Source organism: Marinobacter flavimaris (assembly GCF_045057155.1).
Lineage (GTDB): Bacteria > Pseudomonadota > Gammaproteobacteria > Pseudomonadales > Oleiphilaceae > Marinobacter > Marinobacter manganoxydans.
In genome coordinates this window covers 19,239-39,839 of record NZ_CP171359.1, presented here as the reverse complement: position 1 = coordinate 39,839, position 20,601 = coordinate 19,239, and the positions used below count along the sequence as shown (strand labels likewise).

The 20,601-nt window shown below is 58.3% G+C and carries 16 protein-coding genes and 1 tRNA gene; 4 read left to right on the top strand and 13 right to left on the bottom strand.

Features of this window, described 5'->3' with window-relative positions:
• Position 1 precedes the first annotated feature (1 nt).
• A complete protein-coding gene (gene rnr / locus ACGK9W_RS00180) occupies positions 2-2,578 on the bottom strand; it encodes a ribonuclease R (RefSeq protein ID WP_041644974.1) in 2,577 nt (858 codons plus the stop codon).
• A gap of 251 nt (positions 2,579-2,829) precedes the next feature.
• Between rnr and ACGK9W_RS00175 the strand changes: the two genes are divergently transcribed.
• Positions 2,830-2,916, top strand: a tRNA-Leu gene (locus ACGK9W_RS00175).
• 128 nt (positions 2,917-3,044) lie between these two features.
• On the opposite strand, the gene ACGK9W_RS00170 is transcribed toward ACGK9W_RS00175, so the two are convergent.
• From ACGK9W_RS00170 to mpl, 5 genes are all read right to left on the bottom strand, one after another.
• Positions 3,045-4,928 (bottom strand): hypothetical protein, encoded by a 1,884-nt coding sequence (locus ACGK9W_RS00170; protein WP_273086111.1) that lies wholly within the window; start codon positions 4,926-4,928, stop codon positions 3,045-3,047.
• Between the two features lie 115 nt (positions 4,929-5,043).
• Complete coding sequence (locus tag ACGK9W_RS00165) at positions 5,044-6,786, bottom strand: protein adenylyltransferase SelO (RefSeq protein ID WP_405418621.1); 1,743 nt, start codon at positions 6,784-6,786, stop codon at positions 5,044-5,046.
• An 82-nt stretch (positions 6,787-6,868) separates the two neighbouring features.
• Complete coding sequence (locus ACGK9W_RS00160; protein WP_008176400.1) at positions 6,869-8,008, bottom strand: acyl-CoA dehydrogenase family protein; 1,140 nt, start codon at positions 8,006-8,008, stop codon at positions 6,869-6,871.
• Between the two features lie 122 nt (positions 8,009-8,130).
• Complete coding sequence (locus tag ACGK9W_RS00155; protein WP_405418619.1) at positions 8,131-8,778, bottom strand: flavin prenyltransferase UbiX; 648 nt, start codon at positions 8,776-8,778, stop codon at positions 8,131-8,133.
• A gap of 46 nt (positions 8,779-8,824) precedes the next feature.
• A complete protein-coding gene (mpl, locus tag ACGK9W_RS00150; protein WP_405418617.1) occupies positions 8,825-10,219 on the bottom strand; it encodes a UDP-N-acetylmuramate:L-alanyl-gamma-D-glutamyl-meso-diaminopimelate ligase in 1,395 nt (464 codons plus the stop codon).
• Positions 10,220-10,374: 155 nt separating this feature from the next.
• On the opposite strand from mpl, the gene ACGK9W_RS00145 reads away from it, so the two are divergent.
• Positions 10,375-11,637, top strand: a complete 1,263-nt coding sequence (locus ACGK9W_RS00145; RefSeq protein ID WP_008176405.1) for a 6-phosphofructokinase — start codon at positions 10,375-10,377, stop codon at positions 11,635-11,637.
• A gap of 88 nt (positions 11,638-11,725) precedes the next feature.
• On the opposite strand, the gene ACGK9W_RS00140 is transcribed toward ACGK9W_RS00145, so the two are convergent.
• Together ACGK9W_RS00140 and ACGK9W_RS00135 are read right to left on the bottom strand one after the other, a co-directional pair.
• Positions 11,726-11,980, bottom strand: coding sequence for a GrxA family glutaredoxin (locus tag ACGK9W_RS00140; protein ID WP_008176407.1), 255 nt, complete (start codon positions 11,978-11,980; stop codon positions 11,726-11,728).
• 120 nt (positions 11,981-12,100) lie between these two features.
• Positions 12,101-14,227 (bottom strand): methyl-accepting chemotaxis protein, encoded by a 2,127-nt coding sequence (locus tag ACGK9W_RS00135; protein ID WP_405418615.1) that lies wholly within the window; start codon positions 14,225-14,227, stop codon positions 12,101-12,103.
• A 60-nt stretch (positions 14,228-14,287) separates the two neighbouring features.
• Between ACGK9W_RS00135 and ACGK9W_RS00130 the strand changes: the two genes are divergently transcribed.
• Positions 14,288-14,731 carry a YqaA family protein gene (locus ACGK9W_RS00130; protein WP_008176412.1) on the top strand — a complete coding sequence of 148 codons (444 nt, stop codon included), beginning with the start codon at positions 14,288-14,290 and terminating at the stop codon, positions 14,729-14,731.
• Here the strand turns inward: ACGK9W_RS00130 and ACGK9W_RS00125 are convergent.
• Positions 14,671-16,116, bottom strand: coding sequence for an AarF/ABC1/UbiB kinase family protein (locus tag ACGK9W_RS00125; RefSeq protein ID WP_273157749.1), 1,446 nt, complete (start codon positions 16,114-16,116; stop codon positions 14,671-14,673). The genes ACGK9W_RS00130 and ACGK9W_RS00125 overlap by 61 nt on opposite strands.
• 252 nt (positions 16,117-16,368) lie before the next feature.
• On the opposite strand from ACGK9W_RS00125, the gene ACGK9W_RS00120 reads away from it, so the two are divergent.
• Entirely contained in the window at positions 16,369-17,460 is a 1,092-nt protein-coding gene (locus ACGK9W_RS00120) for a GGDEF domain-containing protein (RefSeq protein ID WP_008176416.1), read from the top strand.
• 1 nt (position 17,461) lies between these two features.
• Here ACGK9W_RS00120 and lipB read toward each other — a convergent pair whose 3' ends face one another.
• From lipB to ACGK9W_RS00100, 4 genes are read right to left on the bottom strand one after another with little or no spacing between them, the layout of a single operon-like run.
• The gene (gene lipB / locus ACGK9W_RS00115) at positions 17,462-18,100 is read right to left on the bottom strand and encodes a lipoyl(octanoyl) transferase LipB (RefSeq protein ID WP_008176418.1); all 639 of its coding nucleotides are present in this window, start codon (positions 18,098-18,100) and stop codon (positions 17,462-17,464) included.
• A 5-nt stretch (positions 18,101-18,105) separates the two neighbouring features.
• Positions 18,106-18,375, bottom strand: coding sequence for a YbeD family protein (locus tag ACGK9W_RS00110; RefSeq protein ID WP_008176421.1), 270 nt, complete (start codon positions 18,373-18,375; stop codon positions 18,106-18,108).
• Positions 18,376-18,405: 30 nt separating this feature from the next.
• Complete coding sequence (locus ACGK9W_RS00105) at positions 18,406-19,572, bottom strand: D-alanyl-D-alanine carboxypeptidase family protein (RefSeq protein WP_053114581.1); 1,167 nt, start codon at positions 19,570-19,572, stop codon at positions 18,406-18,408.
• 56 nt (positions 19,573-19,628) lie between these two features.
• Positions 19,629-20,522: a septal ring lytic transglycosylase RlpA family protein gene (locus ACGK9W_RS00100; protein ID WP_062785635.1), complete on the bottom strand. Its 894-nt coding sequence runs from the start codon at positions 20,520-20,522 to the stop codon at positions 19,629-19,631.
• Positions 20,523-20,601 lie beyond the last annotated feature (79 nt).

Below are 20,601 nucleotides of genomic sequence, written 5' to 3'. Positions count from 1 at the left end.
GTTACTTGCCTGATTTTCGCGGCTTGGCTTTCTTGTCGTCTTTGCCAGCGCCACTGCCCTTCTTGCCTTTTTTCAGGGCAAGTTTCGCAGCCTTTGCAACCAGCTCATCTCTGGCAGATGGCGTTTCGTTATCATCGAAGGCCTCAGGCCCCTTTTTCTTCGATGACGCCGACGCCGGGCGCTTTCTCGGGCGCTTCAGGCCAGGCTCGCCGGGTGACGCACTCTTCTGGCCAGGCTTGGTTCTGCCGGGCGGCTTGCCACCTTTGCCGGGGCCGCGCTTGCCCTTTCCTCGCTCGCCTTTATCTGGAACCTTGAGTGCGTCGCGATCTGCCTGTCGATGCACGGGCTCACTGATCAGCTCCAGGTCGATCTTGCGATCTTCCATTCCAACCCGAACGACCTTCACACGAACCTCATCACCAAGCCGGAAGCTCATTGCCGTGCGCTCACCGATGAGGCGATGCTTGGCTGAATCGTGATGGAAGAAGTCACCGCTGAGCGTCGACACGTGCACCAGCCCCTCTATGTAGACACCAGAAAGCTCCACAAAGAAACCGAAGGGCACAACGGACGCAATGACGCCGTCATACTCCTCACCGACATGATCACTGAGGTACTCACACTTCAGCCAGGCCATGACGTCACGGGTGGCATCATCGGCACGGCGCTCTGCCATCGAGGTGTGCTCACCCAACTGCTCCATCCGGGCCATATCGTAAGGATATTCGGCAAGCTCGGGATCCGGCTTCGGTGGCGGAACCACATCCTTGGAAGGCTGCCCGCCGTGAATAACCGACTTGATGGCCCGGTGATTAATCAGATCCGGATAACGCCGGATCGGCGACGTAAAGTGGGCGTAACCCGCGTAGCCAAGGCCAAAATGGCCACCCTCTTCCGGACTGTAGACGGCCTGGCTGAGCGAACGCAGCATAACCGTCTGTATCACATTGGCATCCGAGCGGTCCTTGATACTGTTCAGCAGCTCCTGATAGTCCGCAGACGTGGGGCTATCGCCACCCCCCAATTGCAGACCCAGCTCACCCAGGAACAGCCGCACTGCATTAAGGCGCTCTTCTGACGGGCCATCATGGACCCGGTAGAGTGCCGGCAGTTTGTGTTTTTTCAGGAATCGCGCTGTGGCAACGTTCGCGCACAGCATGCATTCCTCGATGATCTTGTGGGCGTCGTTGCGCTGCACCGGAACGATCTCTTCTATCTTCCGATCGGCGTCAAACACAATCTTGGTTTCGGTAGTTTCGAAGTCAATTGCACCACGCTCGGTACGGGCCTTACGCAACAACTGGTAGAGGCCATAAAGATTGTGCAACTGCGGGAGCACGTTGGCGTATTGCTCACACAGCTTGTAGCCCTGTTCGGTGTCCGGGTGCTCCAGCATGGTGCTTACCTTGTTATAGGTAAGCCGAGCATGACTGAACATGACCGCTTGATAAAAACTGTAGCTGCTGATATTGCCAGCGGCGCTGATGGTCATATCGGCCACCATGCAGAGGCGGTCGACCCCCGGGTTCAGCGAACACAGGCCGTTGGACAGCTTTTCCGGCAGCATTGGCACAACGTGATCCGGGAAATAAACCGACGTACTGCGGTTTACCGCCTCTTCGTCCAATGGTGTACCTGGACGGACGTAGTGGGAAACATCGGCAATTGCAACCAACAGACGATAGCCACCACGGGCCCTTGGCTCGCAATACACGGCATCATCAAAATCCCGTGCCGTCTCGTCGTCGATCGTTACCAGCCTGAGATTGCGGATATCCTTCCGGTTGACCTTGTCTTTTTCAGTGACTTCTTCCGGAATTGCGGCTGTTTGCTCACCCACGGCGGGTGGCCAGCTATGGGGAATGTCGTAGGAACGAATGGCAACGTCAATCTCCATTCCCGGCGCCATATGCTCTCCCAGCACCTCAACAACCTTGCCCAATGGCTGGGTGCGTACGGTAGGCTGACGAACAATATCCACCACCACGTACTGGCCATGACGGGCGTTGCCGCAATTTTCCTGGGGAATGAGTACCTCATGGTTGATCCGCGCATTTTCCGGAACCACGAAGCTGATACCGCTCTCCTGGAAAAAACGCCCTACTGTCTGGCTGGTCCGGTATTCAAGAACCTCGACAATCACACCCTCACGTCGACCGCGGTCATCCACCCGATCTACCCGGGCAGCCACTCGATCACCGTGAAACACCTGACGCATCTGGCGGGCTGTAAGAAACAGGTCGGAGCCGCCATCGTCCGGCACCAGAAACCCGAAGCCATCCTTGTGTCCGATCACGCGACCGGTAACCAGATCCGCTTCTTCAATGGGCAGGTAGGCGCCACGGCGATTGCAGATCAGTTGTCCATCCCGGCACATGGCGATCAAACGCCGCCGAAGGGCTTCAATACCCTCTTCCGAAGACTGACCAAGCTCGGAACACAATGTTTCATGTGTTGCGGGAGCCCCGCGATCCTTGAGATGCGAGAGGATAAATTCCCGGCTTTGAATAGGATTATCGTATTTTTGGGCCTCACGGCTGGCGTGAGGATCCCGGTCGTTTTTCTTCCTGGAAACCATTCGGATCCTTGTCCTGAGGCTGCACCAACGCGGCACAGTATAGATTCGTTTGCAACGAGTATAACGTTGGGATGGAGGTCCTGCCTATCAACCTGCCCGGAATAGGCATAAATACCTGCCATTCTTTTTGCGAAAAAATGTTTGACAGCCCAGGCCGGAATTATTAAAGTACGCGCCATCGGTTGAGGCACACACCTCAACGTTGGCAGAAACGTTTAGTTTTCAACAAGCTAAGGTTCTGCAAATCACCTGCCGAGGTGGTGAAATTGGTAGACACGCTAGCTTCAGGTGCTAGTGGGGGCAACCCCGTGGAGGTTCAAGTCCTCTCCTCGGCACCATTTCCTCCCTCAGGAAGTGGTAAATTGGCCAACCGGCCACATGTTGACTCTCTTTGAAGCACAGCCAACTCCTGTTACTCCCGTGCACGCGCTCCCTGCAGCCAGAAAAGAATCCCGCTCAATAGTACCTATTCCAGCAGTTCAACCAGATACTCAGACAAACGCTGGTAGCTATACTCCACCCGCGCATACGCGGAGCTGGGAATGCCCTCGAACTCGCGGCCACAGTCACCGCCCGCACTATATCGCGTCATGTAGGCATCACGAATAAGATTCGGTTGTTCAGCAACGAAGCCCGGCCCGCCTGCTGTCGGGTAATTCATCACCCACTCGAAACTTCCATCCCCGGTTACCCTGTCTAGCCCAAGACGATCGGGATCGAGGAATCCGTATCGCAGCAGTCGAAGATCCGGTTGCTCCGGGCCGGAAAACTCCCTGCGGTCGAATTCCAGGACGGTATCGGTAAAACCCCCGGGCTGAGGGTCGTAGCCCGAAAACTGGTAAGGCTGAAAGCCAGTGACAACCTGATTCGCGTCCACGGCATCCTCTTGCGGGGTACAGTTACTGATGCCGACCGCAAACGTCACGGCCTCCACCTCACTGCCCTGCTCTGAAAGCCGATAACCCGGAAATACAGAAGACGAATTCGCCATGTCCGGAACCAGCGTGCGGGTCTTGCCGGTGCCATACTCTGCAACCAGCTCGGCAAGCTCACCACTGTCCTTTGTCCAGCTGTAGGTTACCTCGGGGTTACCGCCGAGCTCAGTCGAGCCTGCTGAAATCCCACGATACTGATGGCAGGTGGTACTGGTTTCGAAATAGGCAAGGCGGTTGTCCCAGTCGAAAATCAGACGCTCATCCGTTCCGTCTTCATCGAAATTCAAGCGGCTCTGCTCCGACAGTGCGGCAGAGGGTAGCCACTGGGTGTGCAGGTTCGCCATATAACCATTTACACCAATCAGGCGCGCCAACTCCGGCATGGACGGTGACAGACAGCCATTCGCCGAGACGGATAGCAGACGCCCGCTCTCACTGTAATCGAAGACCAGCTCGGCGGAGATCTGCAGGCCTGAACGATTGGCAGGCAGGATGTCCTGGTTGGAAGGCTCGGCGTATACCTTCTGGCCGGTGAGCAGCACGGGATCGCTCAATTCCACATCCACTTCGGGCAGGGTCAGGGCGTCGGCATCGACATTGGCAAAGTCACCCTGAGCAGCAGTATCGACCACCGCAGTAACGTCCGCGGCATTCTGAATCAGAGAAACGCCCAGCAGAAACGCCGCTTCCCTGCTCAGGAATCGCTCCGTGCCGTCACTGTTCTCTGCTGCCAGCAGGTCGTTGTAGGCCTCGGGGATCTGACTGGCCATGAATCTTGCCAATGCCCTGGCGTAGGCGTGTGAGCGGTCGTCCTGGGCGAGAATGTAATCCCGCACCAGATTCAGGTCCGCCAGGCTGGCAGCAACGCCAGATGGCGTTTCCAGGAACGAACCCAGCCCGACAACGCCCCGGTAACGGGCCAGTGTTGTCAGTGGCGTGATATTGCGGACACCGGGAGGCGCCGACATCAGATAGGCGCTGGCCACCGGCACCTCGCCGTTGCGCGTTTCCTCGAAGGTTTTACCCGGCAGGGCGACTGCATGTAACGGATAGTCCCTGGGATCCAGGTCCGGGCCCACGGAAGGGGGTAGAACCAACTCCGAGATGTCGATTGTGAAACGGCCACCGGTACCGCTCATTGCCGTGGGCTCACCCGAGGCAAGGGTGACTTCTGCCCCGTTATCCAGTTCGATGACCAGGGGCCCCGGCGTAAACTGGCTGTCGCCATCCATATCCAGCCAGACCCGGGCGTTGTTCAGGTATCCGTCGATAACCTTGCCGGTATAGGGCGCCGGCTCACTGTACTCCACACCATCAAAATCCCGCCCGTCCACGGGCAGTTCATCGGATTCCTCGCCGCAACCGGCCAGAGCGAGGGAGAGAACAGACACAGAGAAACCTATCAGGCGTTTCATCGCGGCAACCGTTTATCCTTGTTAGAGGTTGTGCCGCTACTTTAGGGGATGTGGTGATCGGAGACCTTGATAGGTTTGGCAATTTGTAAAGTTTGGTAACCAGACGGGACACTCGTCACGACGAACAGCTGTAATGGGAAAACCCGCCGAGATCGAACAGCTCGAAAGGCTTCAGACGGTTGTAGCGATGCTCAACCCCATCCGATTGCTCGTCATAGGGTTGATTCAATACTTTTTGCAGTTCCCTCAGTGGCAGATAATCACCGTCAGCAGCTTGCTGATAAGCCGGAACCACGAACCACTCGCGCATGGTGTATTTTGGGTTCACGAGTTTCATGTCCCGGGAGAGCTCCTCGCGGAGCCGGGAACCGTTGCCCGCTCCGTCGATTCCAATCTGGCATTTCCACTTGGCAAGCCATTCGGACCACCGCTTGAGCAGCCCTTCCGAATCAGCCCCTCCCGCTTCATCCAGTGACCTGTAAAAGCTCTGCTTTAGTGGCTCAATATCGTCGGGTACCGAGGACAGCTCACGAAAGAAGATGGTGTAATCCACCGGGGTGCGGGTCATCAGCATCACCAGCTCCCGGAAGAGTTCGGCGTCAAAACCTTTCAGCCCCAGTTTCGCTGACCACATCCGTTCCATTTCCGCCTGCATCACCTCCGAAAAACCCTTCTGAATCTCATCGAGCTGAGCCAGTTCCTCTTCATGGCCATTGAGCAGTGGACGGAGGGCCGAGCAGAAACTCTTGAAGTTCTGCTCAGCGGCCGCCGGTTGATTAAGGAAGGCAAAGTGTTGTCCGCCACCGGTCCACGGTTGATAAAACGGCTCAAACACTTCGCAGAAGCCGAAAGGCCCGTAGTCCAGTGTGAAGCCGCCAGCGGCGCAGTTGTCGCTGTTGAAATTGCCCTGGCAATAGCCGACTCGGATCCAGTTTGCGACCAGCGAGGCAAGGCGGCCGCGGAACGCCTGTGCAAGCATGACGACTTTTGTGGGAGTTGCGACCGTCTGGTCAATGACCCCGCTGTACTCCCGATCAATCAGGTGCAGCACCAGCTGTTCGAGCTCTTCGATCGCTCGAGGGTGCTCTTGTTTTCTGGCCCTGCGACCAAAGAGTTCAAGCTGGCCAACCCGGATGAAGGAAGGCGCAACGCGGGTGGAAATGGCAACCGGCTCCGAAACGAGCTGGTCGGGATCCCGGGAATGTGAGCCCTCGGAGTACCAGGGACGTCGCACCCGCTCCGTTTTCGAGACATAGAGGCTCAGTGATCGCGAGGTTGGCACACCCAGGGCGTGCATGTGCTCTTGCGCCAGGAATTCACGAACGCTGGAACGCAGAACGGCGCGGCCATCGCCACAGCGACAATACGGGGTCTGCCCGCCACCCTTGAGCTGCATTTCCCAGCGCCGACCGTTGAAAACGGCTTCGAGTACCGAAATGGCACGACCGTCTCCGTAGCCGTTGCCGGTCTGAAACGGGCACTGTTGGGTGTATTCGTTGCCGTAGATGGAAAGCGCGTAGCCAGAGGCCCAGCCCAGTTTTCGCATCGGCTCCGGTACAAGCGAGAGGTCGCCGGAGAACATCCGGATAAAGTCGTCGGACTGGGCCAGGCTGTCGGCAAAGCCCAGTTCGCGGAACAAATCCTCACTGTGGGCAACGTATTCAGGGGTTTCGATGGCCGTGGGCCTGACCGGCACATAATGCCCCGAAAAGACCTGCCTTGGCCGATGGTCAACACCATCAGACGTGGCGTCAGGATCAGGGGTAAGATGATCCATCAGCGAATAATCGGCCATCGGTGCAAGTTCTTCGAGGTTGGTCACCTCGAAAACGGTTTCTCGCGACAACGGCTGTTTCATCTGTGCCTCTCCTGATCAAAGGAAACGGGCAGTGCCAGCACTGCCCTCACTTGCCCTTATGACCAGCCCCCGTGACGAGGGTTCAGAATGAACGGGCAACGATTTCCTTCATGATTTCATTGGTGCCGGCGTAGATCCGCTGCACCCTTGAGTCCGCCCAGGCCCGTGCGATCGGGTATTCCCACATGTAGCCGTAGCCGCCGTGAAGTTGAACACACTCATCCATCACTTTGCACTGCAGGTCTGTGGTGAGCTGCTTCAGCATCGCCGCGGTGGGGATGTCGAGCTTCTTGTCCAGATGCAGCTCCAGGCACCGATCGGTGAACACCCGGGCAGCGGTAATTTCCGCCTTCATTTCCGCCATCTTGAAGCGGGTATTCTGAAACGCAATCACCGGCTTTCCGAAGGCGTTGCGCTCCTTGACGTAATCCAGGGTCCACTGCCAGGCGGCTTCGGCTGCGGCAACAGCACCCAGGGCCACCTGAAGGCGCTCGGCTGCCAGCTCCTGCATCAGCTGGAAAAAGCCCTGGCCTTCGCCCGGGCCGATCAGATTCTTCTCAGGTACTTTCACATCCTGGAAGAACAGCTCTGAGGTGTCCTGGGCCTTCATGCCCACCTTGTTCAGGTTCTGGCCTTTCTCGAAACCTTCCCACGCGGTTTCCACCATGAACAGGCTGATGCCTTTGGCGCCTTCCTTAGGATCGGTCTTGGCAACAACAATAACCACGTCAGCAAGCTGGCCGTTAGTGATGAAGGTCTTGGAACCGTTCAGCACGTAATGATCGCCGTTTTTCACCGCCGTCGTTTTCACGCCCTGCAGGTCCGAGCCGGCACCCGGCTCCGTCATGGCAATGGCGCCAATCATTTCGCCGCTGGCCAGTTTGGGCAGATAATGATTTTTCAGCTCGTCGGAGCCGTAGTTGAGCACGTAAGGTGCAACAATGTCAGAGTGCAGGCCCCAGCCTATGCCCGTCAAGCCGGCCCTGGCTACCTCTTCGATCAACACCGCGCTATACCGGAAATCCGCGCCAACACCGCCAAACTCTTCCGGCAGGCATGGGCAAAGGAAGCCCAGCTCACCAGCTTTCTGCCAGAGCTCGCGGCTAACCTGGCCGTCTTTCTCCCACTGATCATGGTAAGGCGTTGCCTCCTGCTCCAGGAACTTGCGGACAGAATCGCGAAAGCCTTCAAGGTCGGCGTCGAAGAGAGTGCGTGGAATCATGGTGAACCTCGGTGAATAACCTGTGTTGTGATTGTCGTTCACCAAGTCTCTGCCCGGAGCCCGGTTTGCTCAATGATGAAAAGCATCAATCGGGCTGGCCAAAACCATCGCTTAGAGCAGCCTCAGCCCTTGCGCTTGTCCTCGGCCCGGGCTTCGCCCCATCGGGGCATCAGGTCCTGGGGCAGGTTCAGATGATCAAGGATTCGGGCAACAATAAAATCCACCAGATCCTCGAGCGACTGGGGCTTGTGATAGAAGCCGGGGCTCGCCGGCATGATGACGGCACCCATGCGGGTCAGTTTCAGCATATTCTCCAGATGCACCTCGGAGAAAGGTGCCTCCCTGGGAACCAGAATGAGCGTGCGACGCTCTTTCAGCGCAACATCTCCGGCCCGCTCAATCAGGTTGTTACTGGCACCGGTAGCCAGGGCCGAGAGCGTTCCGGTACTACAGGGGCAGACCACCAGTGGCGCTTTCTCCCCGGAGCCGGAAGCCGGCGGTGCAAACCAGTCTTCCCGACCAAACACCAGAACCTGCCCCGGTTCAGCGCCCGAGTAGGCAGACAATGTTTCCTGCATCGCCGGCGGCGTTCCCGGCAGTTTCAGATCGTTTTCCGTGGCGATCACCACCTGCGCAGCCCGGCTGACCATCACATTCACCCGGCAGCCTGCTGAGACCAGGCACTGCAACAGGCGCAGGCCATACTGGGCACCGGACGCGCCAGTGAAGGCCAGGTTAACGGTCGTTGGCCGGTTATGGTCGTTGGTCATGAATATCGCCACTTGTCAGTCAGGGGGAGTCGCCGGTTGCGCCGGATCAGCCACGGATACGCTCAAGCTCGGCAATAAGTTTCCCGTGAATACCACCAAAGCCGCCGTTGCTCATGATCACAATGTGGCAGGGGCTGGGAAGATCTTCCAGGGTGCGCGCCAGCAAATCTTCCACTGTAGCCTCCACCCGGTGTCGATCGGAACCGGCATTCAGCGCCTGCCAACCGGCAATCAGTTCGGGCAGCCACTCCATGTCATTCAGGTTCGCCCACAGAACCCGGTCCGCGATTTCCGCGCTGGGCAGCAGTGTCTGCTGGTGGACGCCCTGCTTCATGGTGTTCGAGCGCGGCTCAATCAATGCCAGGATAGGCTCATCACCCACCTGGTTGCGCAAGCCCTCAAGTGTGGTGGCAATGGCCGTGGGGTGGTGGGCAAAGTCGTCGTATACGCGCACCCCGTCTATGTCCGCCAGCAACTCCATCCGCCGTTTGACGCCGGAGAACCGGCACAGGGCGGCCACCGCATGGTCTGGGGTGACGCCCACGTGGCGGGCGGCAGCAATGGCAGCAAGAGCATTGCGGACGTTATGAAGACCGGTCTGATCCCACTTCAGCGTTGCCACCGGCTGTTCGTGGTGAATCACAAGAAACCGGCTGCCATCCTCCGATAGCAGCTCGGCCCGCCAGTCCGACATGCGCGGGGTCTCGCTGCCAATGGCGGTGTCTTGGACCGGGCTCCAACAACCCAGTGCCAGGGCATTGTCCAGGTGGCCATCCACCGCGGGACGGATAATCAGGCCCTGGGAAGGGACGGTCCGGACCAGATGATGAAACTGCCGCTCGATGGCCTCGACGTTTTCGAAGATATCGGCGTGATCAAATTCCAGATTATTCAGGATCAGGGTATGGGGGCGGTAATGGACGAACTTGGAGCGCTTGTCGAAAAAGGCGCTGTCGTACTCGTCTGCTTCGATTACAAAAAAGTCACTGTTGCCCAGACGCGCCGACACGTGAAAGTCCCGGGGAACACCGCCCACCAGATAGCCCGGTTCAAACCCGGCCTGATCCAGGATCCAGAGCAGCATGGACGTGGTTGTGGTCTTGCCGTGGGTACCGGCTACCGCCATGACCCAACGGTGCCTGAGCACCTCGCGGCTCAGCCACTCGGGCCCGGACATGTAGTCGATATTGCGGTTGAGCACTGCTTCGACTTCCGGATTGCCGCGGGACATGGCGTTACCGATGAGCACCAGGTCCGGTTTCGGCTCCAGGTGATCCGGGCTATACCCTTCCATCAGACTGATACCCTGAGCCTCCAGCTGGGTGCTCATGGGTGGATAAACACCCTGATCGGAGCCTGTCACCGTATGGCCGAGTTCCCGGGCCAGAACGGCCAGGCTGCCCATGAAAGTGCCACAGATTCCGAGGATATGAATGTGCATTCGGCAACTGCCCTCTGAGTTGAAACCCGACAAGCCTCCCGTATCCGCCCCACCCCGTCAAGAGCCACGCTATCCGCAATCCTGCTCATGAAAATTGCCGTCGATTGGCGTATCATCTGCGCCATTGTCGAACCAGCAGGAGGCTCCAGCCCGAGATGGCCATCAAGAATGCATTCTACGCTCAGTCCGGCGGTGTCACCGCCGTCATCAATGCCAGTGCCTGTGGCGTCATCCAGACCGCCCGCAAGCATCCGGACAAAATCGGCAAGGTGTTTGCCGGACGCAACGGCATTATCGGGGCGCTGAAGGAAGAACTGATTGATACTAGCCTCGAAAGCGACGATGCCATCCAGGCACTGATTCACACCCCGGGCGGCGCCTTCGGCTCCTGCCGTCACAAGCTCAAGAACATTTCCGAGAACCGGCGCGAGTACGAACGCCTGATTGAGGTGTTCCGGGCCCACGACATTGGCTACTTCTTCTATAACGGCGGTGGGGATTCACAGGACACCGCCTACAAGGTTTCCCAGATCGCCGACAAGATGGGCTACCCCATTACCTGCATCGGCGTGCCCAAGACCGTGGACAACGATCTGCCGTTCACCGACTGCTGCCCGGGCTTCGGTTCGGTTGCCAAATACATTGCCACGTCCACCCTGGAAGCCAGCCTGGACATCAAGTCAATGTGCGAAACGTCCACCAAGGTGTTCATCCTGGAAGTCATGGGTCGCCACGCCGGCTGGATTGCCGCATCCGGCGGCCTCGCCGGACAGGGCGAGGGCGAACCGCCCCACGTCATCCTGTTCCCGGAAATCCCGTTTAATCGCGACGCCTTCCTTGAGCGCGTGGATCATTGTGTGAAGGAATATGGCTACTGTGTAGTGGTGGCCTCCGAAGGTGCCCAGTACGAAGATGGTCGCTTCCTGGCGGACGCCGGAGCCAAGGACGCGTTTGGCCACACCCAGCTGGGCGGTGTTGCTCCGGCCCTGGCCAATATGGTCAAGCAGGCCCTGGGCCATAAATACCACTGGGCCGTTGCCGACTACCTTCAGCGCAGTGCCCGCCACATTGCCTCCGCCACCGACGTGGAGCAGGCCTATGCGGTTGGCAAGGCCGCCGTGGAAATGGCACTTGACGGCAAGCAGGCTCTGATGCCCACGATCGTCCGCGAACAGGGCAAACCTTACGTTTGGAAGATCGGTGAGGCCCCGCTGAGCGAAGTGGCAAACCAGGAGAAAAAGATGCCGATCCACTTCATCACCGACGATGGCTTTGGTATCACCCAGGACTGCCGGGACTACCTGGAACCTCTGATTGCCGGTGAGAGTTTCCCGCCATTCGATAACGGCCTGCCGCGTGTTGCCAAACTCCAGAACACGCTGACCGAGAAGAAACTGAAGACCGAGTTCCAGCTGTAACCGAACGAACAGCGTACCGGAAAGCAAAAAAGCCTGACAGAGTAGCTCTGTCAGGCTTTTTCATTGTTCAGGCACTACACGCAGATGGTTAGCGGGCCAGCTCCGATTGCTGGTCGCGCATGTAGGCGTAGAACTGATCAAACCCACCCACGTACTGGTTGCCCACCAGAATCTGCGGCACGGTATAAACCGGCCGGCCAATCTTGTCCGCGATATCCTGCTTGCTCATGCCCTTCTCGATCATATCGACCCAGACGTAGGGAATGTTCCTGGCCTCACACAGACGCTTTGCCTGAACGCAGAAACCACAACTCGAGCGGCCATAAATCGTGACCTGCTCCATAAACACCTCCCTAAAGTCTCTGACTGTATGTTTCGGGACTGAAATCCTATGGCTGAATGATGGCACGGCATAAGCTAATTTAAAATTGATGCTTTGAATCGCCACCATAGTAGCCGCCCATCATGTCCTCAGGCGACCGAGCTCCCGCTCCAGAACCTGCACTTCATTGTCCAGGGCCTGACCACTGCCTTTGACGCGACCAGCAAGTTCCCGGAGATCGTTGGCGGCGTCACCGATATGAGTGAGGTTGCGATTGATTTCCTCGCTCACCGAGCTTTGCTCTTCCGCTGCGGTCGCCACCTGGGTCACGTGTTCGACAATGGTTCCGATCCGCTCGACAACCGTAGCCAGGGAATGGGCCGCCTCCTGGGTGCCATCCACCGCCGAGGTGGCGCGATCAACACCGCTCTGGATCACCGAAACCGCCCCGTTCACATCCTGCTTCAGACCGTCGATCATGGTGCTGATTTCATCGGTAGATTCCCGCGTCCGGGAGGCAAGGGTTCGGACCTCATCGGCGACAACGGCAAAGCCGCGCCCCTGCTCACCGGCCCTTGCCGCCTCGATGGCGGCGTTAAGCGCCAGCAGGTTGGTCTGTTCTGCGACGCCACGGATGACATCCAGGATCCGGTTGATGTCCTCACTGCGATTGGCCACCTGGCCGATCGCAGTGCTGGCCTCGCCCATGTCATTGGCCACCGCGCTCACGCCGTTGACTGCGGACGACAAGGTGTCCTGGGTAAAGCGGATGCCGTCCTGGGCCATCCGGGCGTTGTCCGCCGCCTCGCCGGCAAATCCCGCGACCTCACCGGCAGCGACAGACATTTCGTTCATGGCGGTCACCACGCTGTCGATGTCCTGATGTTGCCTGCCGGTCTGCTCATCAGTCTCAACCGCAATACTTCCGACATCCCTGGCCTGTTCGCGGACCTTGGCGTTTACATCCTTCAGGTCGTTGATCATCTCTCTCAGCCTCGCCAGGAAGGCATTGAATCCGCCAGCCAGCTCGATCAGCTCGGCGTGGGTGTCGATTTCCAGCTCACGGGTGAGGTCCCCCTCGGCACTGGCCAGGTTCTTCATGCGATCCCGGATCTCATCCAGCGGGCGGGTCACCGAGCGGACCAGGAGAACAAGGGCAACAACAGCGAGAACCACGACACCGATGCCTACCAGGGTCTGGCGGGTCGCGGTCGCGGCCACTTCGTCTGACAGCAGGCCCGTGATTTCGGAAACGCTGGCAAGCGCGGCATCTCTTGGCAGTTCAATCAACAACGACCACTCGGCATCGGGCAGACTGATTTCGACGGGATAGGCCACGGCCAGGGTCTGGCCGTCATCGAAGGTCCCCCCACCCTGATGCAGTCCCGAGAAGGTATCGCCATGCTCCGGCAACGCCTCCCGGAGGGGCCGACCAAGATGAGCCTCATAATGACTGGATGCCGCGATAAGACCCTGCTCGCTGATCAGCGTGACCCTGGACTTGCCGTCAAACAGTTCCTTGCTGACACCAGAAATGGTTCTTTGCAGTGTCGAGAGATTGATATCGACGCCCACCACGCCGGCGAATGCTCCGTCGTCCAGAATCGGAACCACCAGGCTGGTCATCAGCTCGGAATAGCCCTCACTGATTTCGTAATCATAGGGCTCCATGATGCAGGGTGCCCTGGTGTCCCGCGAGCACAGATACCACTCGGCTTCCCGAATCCCGAATTCGTTCAGGCTATCCAGATACTTCGTAGCCGGGTCCTCGGTGCGGCTGAAGTGAACCTTGCCCCCCGGATCCCGGTAGTAATAGATTTCCAGGGTGCCCTCGTCGCTGCTGTGCTCCTCAACACCACCGGTGAAATAGCGATCCTGCCCGTCATAGCCATCCGGCTCGAACTGTGCGTATATCGAGCTCAGACTTTTCTGCTCCTCAAGCACGGCGCCAACAGTCTCCTGCAGGGCCGTCCTGCTGATTCGACCGGAACTGTCGGACTGAATATTGCGGGTAATAACATTGCGGACGACTTCCGGGGTCCGAAAGGCAGTTGCAAACTGACCACTGACCAGCTCGCCGAACTTGCCAGCGGTTGCGCTGAGCTGATCCATTACAATGCCCTGCACCGTATCCCGGGTCTCGACACTCAACCTCTTCTCCATGGCTCCGAGAGACAGCTGGGCAGTCACCACGATACTGATGCCCATTATCAGAAGCAGGGACACAACGAGGGCGTAGAGCTTGAAGCGGAGCGATAACTGTTTCATGGTGAAGGCGGACCTGCGGGGAGTTGGGGGTTCATTCTATTTTAGAGCACGGAGGGGCCGGTGGCCTACCTGACGCTATTTCTGACCGCGTTCGCCGCTGCCACGCTGCTGCCCGCTTACTCGGAAGTTCTGCTGGGCACGCTGATAACACAGGGTTACTCCTGGTGGTGGCTGTGGTTCTGGGCAACACTGGGTAACACGCTGGGCTCGGTCGTTAACGGAGTTATCGGCCGGCAGGTAGATCGCTTTAAGCATAAACCCTGGTTTCCGATCAGCGAGATGCAATTGCACAAGGCGAGGAACCGCTTTAACCGATATGGCCAATGGTCTCTGCTGATGGGCTGGCTGCCTCTGGGCGGCGACGCGCTGACCCTGGTTGGCGGGATCATGCGCGTGCCGTGGCTCAATTTTGTGATACTGGTAGGAATTGGCAAGGGTGCCCGCTACGCCTTTGTGCTCTGGCTCGTCGCGGAGGCGTCCGGTGCATCGTCACCTTCACCGTAGAGGTATTTTCGAAGCAGCGGCTCGCCGTTAAATTCGGAATTCAGAACCGCAACGAAGGTGTAGACCCCGATCAGTTTACGGTTAAGGAACACGAACTCCTTCGGGGGCACCCGGAAATAGCGACTGATCGCCGACCGGGCCGCCTGACGCGCCACCCGGGACGGCAGTTCACTCTGTTTCCAACGATAGTGGCCATGGCTGTTCACTGCATAGTCCGGCCAGGAATCCTTGTCGCTGGAGAGCGGTTCAAGCACCGACATGCAGACCTGGCCAAACTTCTCCAGTACCTCCTCCGGCCACTCGGTGCTCATGAAACGCAGCTTCACGCCACCATCGATTACCGCATCGAGATCGTTCTCGTAGGATGCCTTGATCATCTGGATGACCGGTTTGAGAAACTCGTCCGAGTAGGACTGCACGGCGCCGAAATCGAGGAGGACGATACGGTCGTACCCCGGGTCATCCCCTTCCTCCCCGGCAATCCGGATGCGGTAGTTGCCGAAATTGGGATCGGTCTGTATTTCGCCCCAGATGAACAATTCCCGGAAAAACAGCTCCAGGGCGGCCTTGCCAAGGGCACTGCGACGATCCAGCGGGAGGTCCCTGACCGACTGGGAACTGACCGAATGCCCGTGCTCGTATGTTGAACAGATAACGTGCTCGGTTGAAAACTCCGGCAGGACCCTGGGCACAATGAACCTCGGATCCGATGCCAGCATGTTGCGGAATTTCTCGGTGGTCTTCGCCTCAAGGCGATAGTCCACCTCCCGATGCATCATCTGCCGGACTTCCTCCAGCCAGTCATTGAACTCGGGGCCAAAACTGACCAGCCTGGCCACTCGCAGCAACTGGGCGACAGCATTCAGGTCGCTGTCTACCGCGTCGGCAACGCCCGGGTATTGCACCTTCAGCACCAGCTCCAGGCCGTCACTGCGGCGCCAGGCCCGGTGGACCTGCCCCAGCGATGCAGCGCCAATAGGCTCGGGCTCTACATCCAGTTGCGCCAGACGCTCCGCGCCCAGCTCGTCTTTCAGCACACGCTCGATAGCCGGCCATTCCAGAGAAGTGGTCTGATCTTCCAGGGTGTGGAGCGCTTCGGTGACTTCCTCGGGCAAAAAATGCTCGCCGTACAGAGCCATAACCTGGCCAATCTTGACCACGCTGCCCTTTAACTTGCCCAGTTCATCCACCAGGAACCGGGCCTGGCTCGAAAGCATGGCGCGGTGACGTTTTTCCCGATTTTCCCGAGTGCTGAACCAGTTGGTTGCCATATGTGAGGCCATACGGGTACCGGCAAACAACCCGGCACGGGTCAGACTCAGCCTGCGCTCGAAACTGCCTGTCTTGATGCGGGAAACCGAATTTCCTGAACGTCTGGAAGACATAGTGACCTGTTCGGATCAGAGAATTTCACCACGTTTGGCGGCTTACACCATTATACGGATAGTCAGGGGAGCTGACCTAACCGAGTCGACCGGCCTGCCGCGGCCACGGGGCCAATGCGCCAGCCCCGTTGCCGGTTTACATCTGCACAACCGGATCGTTTACGTTTCGACACAGTTTCCGCCGGGAAACCGGTCTAGTATTTCTAGATACGTAAGGTCCAACAACGACTATCACAACAACAAGATCTGAAAATGCCGCAATCCGCAAGAAAAACGCCGGATACGGAGCTGTCGCAGTTCCGGGTCAAGGGCGAGATTCCTGTCCCGATCCTGATCAACTGGCTGACCGCTGTTGCCGTGCCCCTGCTCTGTTTCTTTGCCTGGCGCTCCAGCCTGCAGAACGACCCGATCACGCCGCCACTACTGGTTGGCTTCGCCGTTCTTCTTGCCGTCAACTCTGTGAGCTACCTGCTCTTCGGTAACAAGACCCTGCAGCGTCGCGGCTTCATAACCCTGATTACGGTGCTGTTCACCTACCTGGCTATCAACGCGGTAGAGGACGGTTCCGCCATTATCTGGTTGTTTGCCTACCCGCCCATCATTTTCTACATCAGCGAATCCCGGGTTGGGGTGCTCGCCTGCTGTGGCGGGTTCGCCGCCGTCATCTTCCTTTTCAGCCCACTGGGGGATTTCCTGTTCGATCCGCCGCACAGCACCAGTTTCAGAATCACCATGATAGCGGTGCTGGGTTTTGAAATGGTCACCTGTTACATCCTTGACCAGAGCCGTCGACGCAGCAAGCTGGGGTTGCTGAAGCTGGCCGCGGAATTCGAGTATGCCGCCAAGCACGATGCCCTGACCGGCCTGGCCAATCGCCGCGAAGCGCTTGAGCAACTGGACATCGAGTATCAGCGCTATCTTCGCAACGCCCGGCCCTTTTCGGTGCTGCTGATGGACATTGACCTGTTCAAGAGCGTTAACGACAACTATGGGCACCATGTGGGTGACGAATTGATCATTCTGGTGGCCAGGACCCTTCGGGAACAATGCCGCAAAGTTGATACGCTGGCCCGATGGGGCGGTGAGGAGTACCTGGTTCTGCTGCCCGAAACCAATACCGGGGAGGCGCTGGCATCCGCAAACCGGATCCGTGAAGCTTTTGCCGCCAGATCCGTAAGCACGGAGAAGGGCCCGATTCAGGCAACCATCAGTGTGGGGGTGGCGTCGATCCGTGGCTCGGAATCCATCGATCGCCTGCTGCAGCGGTCAGACGAAGCCCTGTATCGGGCGAAATCCGAGGGACGTAACCGCGCATGCGGTTACGAGAATGAAGCCGCGGCCTGAGCTACCAGCCCTCGCGGAAATCGACATCGTGGTGAGCCAGGCCACTGACCAGCTGCTGCGACAACCTCCGCTGCACGTCAGCCAGTGTCACACCGGGAACAAAGTCGCGAACCTGACACATGGCCATTCCGGCGTAGCCGCAGGGGTTTATGCGCTGAAAAGGCTCCATGTCCATATCCACATTCAGCGCCAGGCCATGAAAGGAACAACCCCGGCGAACCCTCAGTCCGAGCGAGGCAATCTTGGCGTCGCCCACGTAAACGCCCGGGGCGTCCGGTCTCGGAGCGGCCTCAACGCCCAATTCTGCAAGCGTGCGGACGATGGCCTGTTCGATCTCGTCCACCAGAGAACGTACACCAAGTTTTTTGCGAGTCAGATTGATCATCAGGTAAATCACGAGCTGGCCGGGACCGTGGTAGGTCACCTGCCCGCCCCGATCCACCGGGATCACCGGGATGTCGCCCGGGGCAAGAATATGTTCGGCCTTCCCCGCCTGGCCCTGGGTATAAACCCGCGGATGCTGCAAACACCAGAGTTCATCCGCCACACTGTCATCGCGGTCAGCGGTGAAGGCTTTCATGGCCTCCCAGGTTTCCAGATAGGGCTGCTCACCCAGGGATCGGACAATCAGGTCAGGCATCGGGCTCAGAGCACCATGTGTACGCGGCCACTGGCCTTGAGATCCTCGAACAGGGCCTTCAGTTGCGCTTCACCCGTGGCCACAATCTTCAGTTGAACCGAGGAAAAACGGCCTTTGCTGCTGTCGTTAACGGTGATATCGGTCTCGCTGATTCCGGGGGCATGCTGCTCCACAACCTCGACCACGAACTCGGTGAAATCCGGGGCCGCATTGCCAATCACCTTGATCACATAGTCGCAAGGAAACTCAATTTTTGGTGCTTTCGGCTCACTCATGCCGTTTTACTCCCCGGGATCAACATCACCTTACTGAAATAACTGAATGAAAAAGAGCTTGATGGCGTCCCAGATGCGTTTGAAAAAGCCACCTTCGGGAACCTCGGTCAGGGCCAACACCGGCTGATCAACCAGTACCTCGCCGTTATAGGAGACCTTCACCCGTCCCAGCTCGTCCCCAACTTTAATGGGTGCCTTAATCACAGAATCAAGGTCGACCGTCGATTCCAGATCGTTTCGTGAACCCCGTGGAATGGTCACGTAGACATCCTCAGTCATGCCAACGGAGAGCTGATCAGCCTGACCGCCCCAGACACGGGCTTCGATGAGCTCCTGGCCTGACCGGAACAGGCGTTCGCTCTCATAGTAGCGGAAGCCGTAGTTCAGCATTTTCTGGATTTCCTGGGCCCGTGCTTCTGAACTGTTGGTGCCCATAACCACGGCAATAAAACGGGTGTCGTTGCGTTTGGCAGAGGCAACAAGGCAATAACCCGCCTCCTCGGTATGGCCTGTTTTCAGGCCGTCGACACTGTCATCGCGCCAGAGCAGACTGTTCCGGTTCGGCTGGCGAATGTTGTTGTAGGTGAAATGTTTTTCAGCGTAGAGCGGATAGTTCTCCGGGTAATCGTTGATGATCGCGCGGGCCAGCATCGCCAGGTCATACGCTGTTGAGAAATGCTCCGGCGAGGGCAGGCCGGTCGCGTTCACAAAATTGGTGTCTTTCATTCCCAGCAGCTGGGCCTGCTGGTTCATGATGTCAACGAAGGCTCCTTCACTGCCTGCAACGAATTCCGCCAGGGCAACAGAGGCGTCGTTGCCCGACTGAATGATGACCCCCCTGAGCAGATCTTCGACCGAAACCTGGGTGCCTTCCCGAACGAAGGTGCGCGAACCTTCGGTCTTCCAGGCATTGACGCTGATGGGAACCATGTCGGACATGGCAATGCGGCCCTCATCAAGCTCACGCTCGACAATATAGGCCGTCATCATTTTGGTCAGACTGGCCGGAGGCAAACGCTCGTGGCTATTCTCCTCCATGATGATCCGTCCGCTCTTGGGATCCATCAACACGTAGGAGCTGCCGGCAATCTGCGGCGGCGACGGAATCAGCACCGACTGGGACATTGCCTTGCCTGTCAGGGCAAGCATCAGCACAAGGACAACGGAGAGAGTTCGAAAAGCAGAGTTTAAGGCCATGGGTCCATTCATTCGTCGTTAAGTGTATTTTTTTAAATATGTCGTGTTCGGCTTATTCAGTGCGTATCGGTCAGCAGGATGGACTGATCGAAACCACGGGCTTCCAGCAGGCTTTGGGTACGCCTGGCGCTGTCTTCGTCATTGAAGGGGCCCACCTGGACCCGATGGAAGCGCCCCGCGGAGGTATCCACTGCCCGAACGCGCATCGGGTTCTCCAGCACCGCCCTCACCTGGCTGAGCAGTTTTTCAGCCGGATCCCGGCTGCTGAAGGACCCCAGCTGCACAAACAATGACCGGTTGGTCATGGCCATGTCACCGCTTGCCTCCACCCGGCTTTCAGCGTATCCGGCCGGATCTCCCGGGGAATAAGGCTCGCCGGCAATGAACATGGCGCCATCCGGCCTGACGGTGATGGCAGCCACCTCCACACGGGCCGTGCCCCTGGCCTGGTACCCCAGCTTCTTGGCAGCGGCGTATGACAGGTCGATGATCCTGTCGCTGTGAAAGGGACCGCGGTCGTTGACACGGACAATCACCGAGCGACCGTTATCAAGGTTCGTTACACGTGCATAGCCGGGGATCCGCAGGGATTTGTGCGCGGCGGACATGGTGTACATGTTAAAGGTTTCGCCGTTGGAGGTCTTGTGGCCATGAAATTTCTCGCCGTACCAGCTCGCCGTACCCCGGGCGACATAACCGTCGTTGCTGTCGAGCACGTGGTACTGCTTGCCCCAGACCTGGTAGGGCGATTTATTGCCCGCCCTCCTGGGGGCCTCGTAAACCGGAACCGCATCGTCAAGACCGGACACATCGAAGTTACCCGAAGGGGCCCTGTCGGTTGCCAGGGTATAGCGGGACGAATGGTCCGTTTCCGGGGCCGACGCGCAGCCGCCGAGTATCAGCGACACAACCACCGACAGCAGGAGGGAGAATGAGGGCTTGCAGTTCACTGTCCGGAATTCCTCTTGACTACACTGGCGACCGGTATCAGGTTCCAGGTGGTCCAGCCTTCATTGTAACGGGTTCTCC

What these genes read in the sequence shown, in the direction of transcription:
- rnr (WP_041644974.1), bottom strand. Translation starts at nt 2,578, where the DNA reads ATGGTTTCCAGGAAGAAAAACGACCGGGATCCTCACGCCAGCCGTGAG.
- ACGK9W_RS00105 (WP_053114581.1), bottom strand. Translation starts at nt 19,572, where the DNA reads ATGGCCTTAAACTCTGCTTTTCGAACTCTCTCCGTTGTCCTTGTGCTG.
- ACGK9W_RS00135 (WP_405418615.1), bottom strand. Translation starts at nt 14,227, where the DNA reads ATGAAACAGTTATCGCTCCGCTTCAAGCTCTACGCCCTCGTTGTGTCC.
- ACGK9W_RS00120 (WP_008176416.1), top strand. Translation starts at nt 16,369, where the DNA reads ATGCCGCAATCCGCAAGAAAAACGCCGGATACGGAGCTGTCGCAGTTC.
- ACGK9W_RS00125 (WP_273157749.1), bottom strand. Translation starts at nt 16,116, where the DNA reads ATGTCTTCCAGACGTTCAGGAAATTCGGTTTCCCGCATCAAGACAGGC.
- ACGK9W_RS00165 (WP_405418621.1), bottom strand. Translation starts at nt 6,786, where the DNA reads ATGAAACAGCCGTTGTCGCGAGAAACCGTTTTCGAGGTGACCAACCTC.
- ACGK9W_RS00145 (WP_008176405.1), top strand. Translation starts at nt 10,375, where the DNA reads ATGGCCATCAAGAATGCATTCTACGCTCAGTCCGGCGGTGTCACCGCC.
- ACGK9W_RS00110 (WP_008176421.1), bottom strand. Translation starts at nt 18,375, where the DNA reads ATGAGTGAGCCGAAAGCACCAAAAATTGAGTTTCCTTGCGACTATGTG.
- lipB (WP_008176418.1), bottom strand. Translation starts at nt 18,100, where the DNA reads ATGCCTGACCTGATTGTCCGATCCCTGGGTGAGCAGCCCTATCTGGAA.
- ACGK9W_RS00160 (WP_008176400.1), bottom strand. Translation starts at nt 8,008, where the DNA reads ATGATTCCACGCACTCTCTTCGACGCCGACCTTGAAGGCTTTCGCGAT.
- mpl (WP_405418617.1), bottom strand. Translation starts at nt 10,219, where the DNA reads ATGCACATTCATATCCTCGGAATCTGTGGCACTTTCATGGGCAGCCTG.
- ACGK9W_RS00155 (WP_405418619.1), bottom strand. Translation starts at nt 8,778, where the DNA reads ATGACCAACGACCATAACCGGCCAACGACCGTTAACCTGGCCTTCACT.
- ACGK9W_RS00140 (WP_008176407.1), bottom strand. Translation starts at nt 11,980, where the DNA reads ATGGAGCAGGTCACGATTTATGGCCGCTCGAGTTGTGGTTTCTGCGTT.
- ACGK9W_RS00170 (WP_273086111.1), bottom strand. Translation starts at nt 4,928, where the DNA reads ATGAAACGCCTGATAGGTTTCTCTGTGTCTGTTCTCTCCCTCGCTCTG.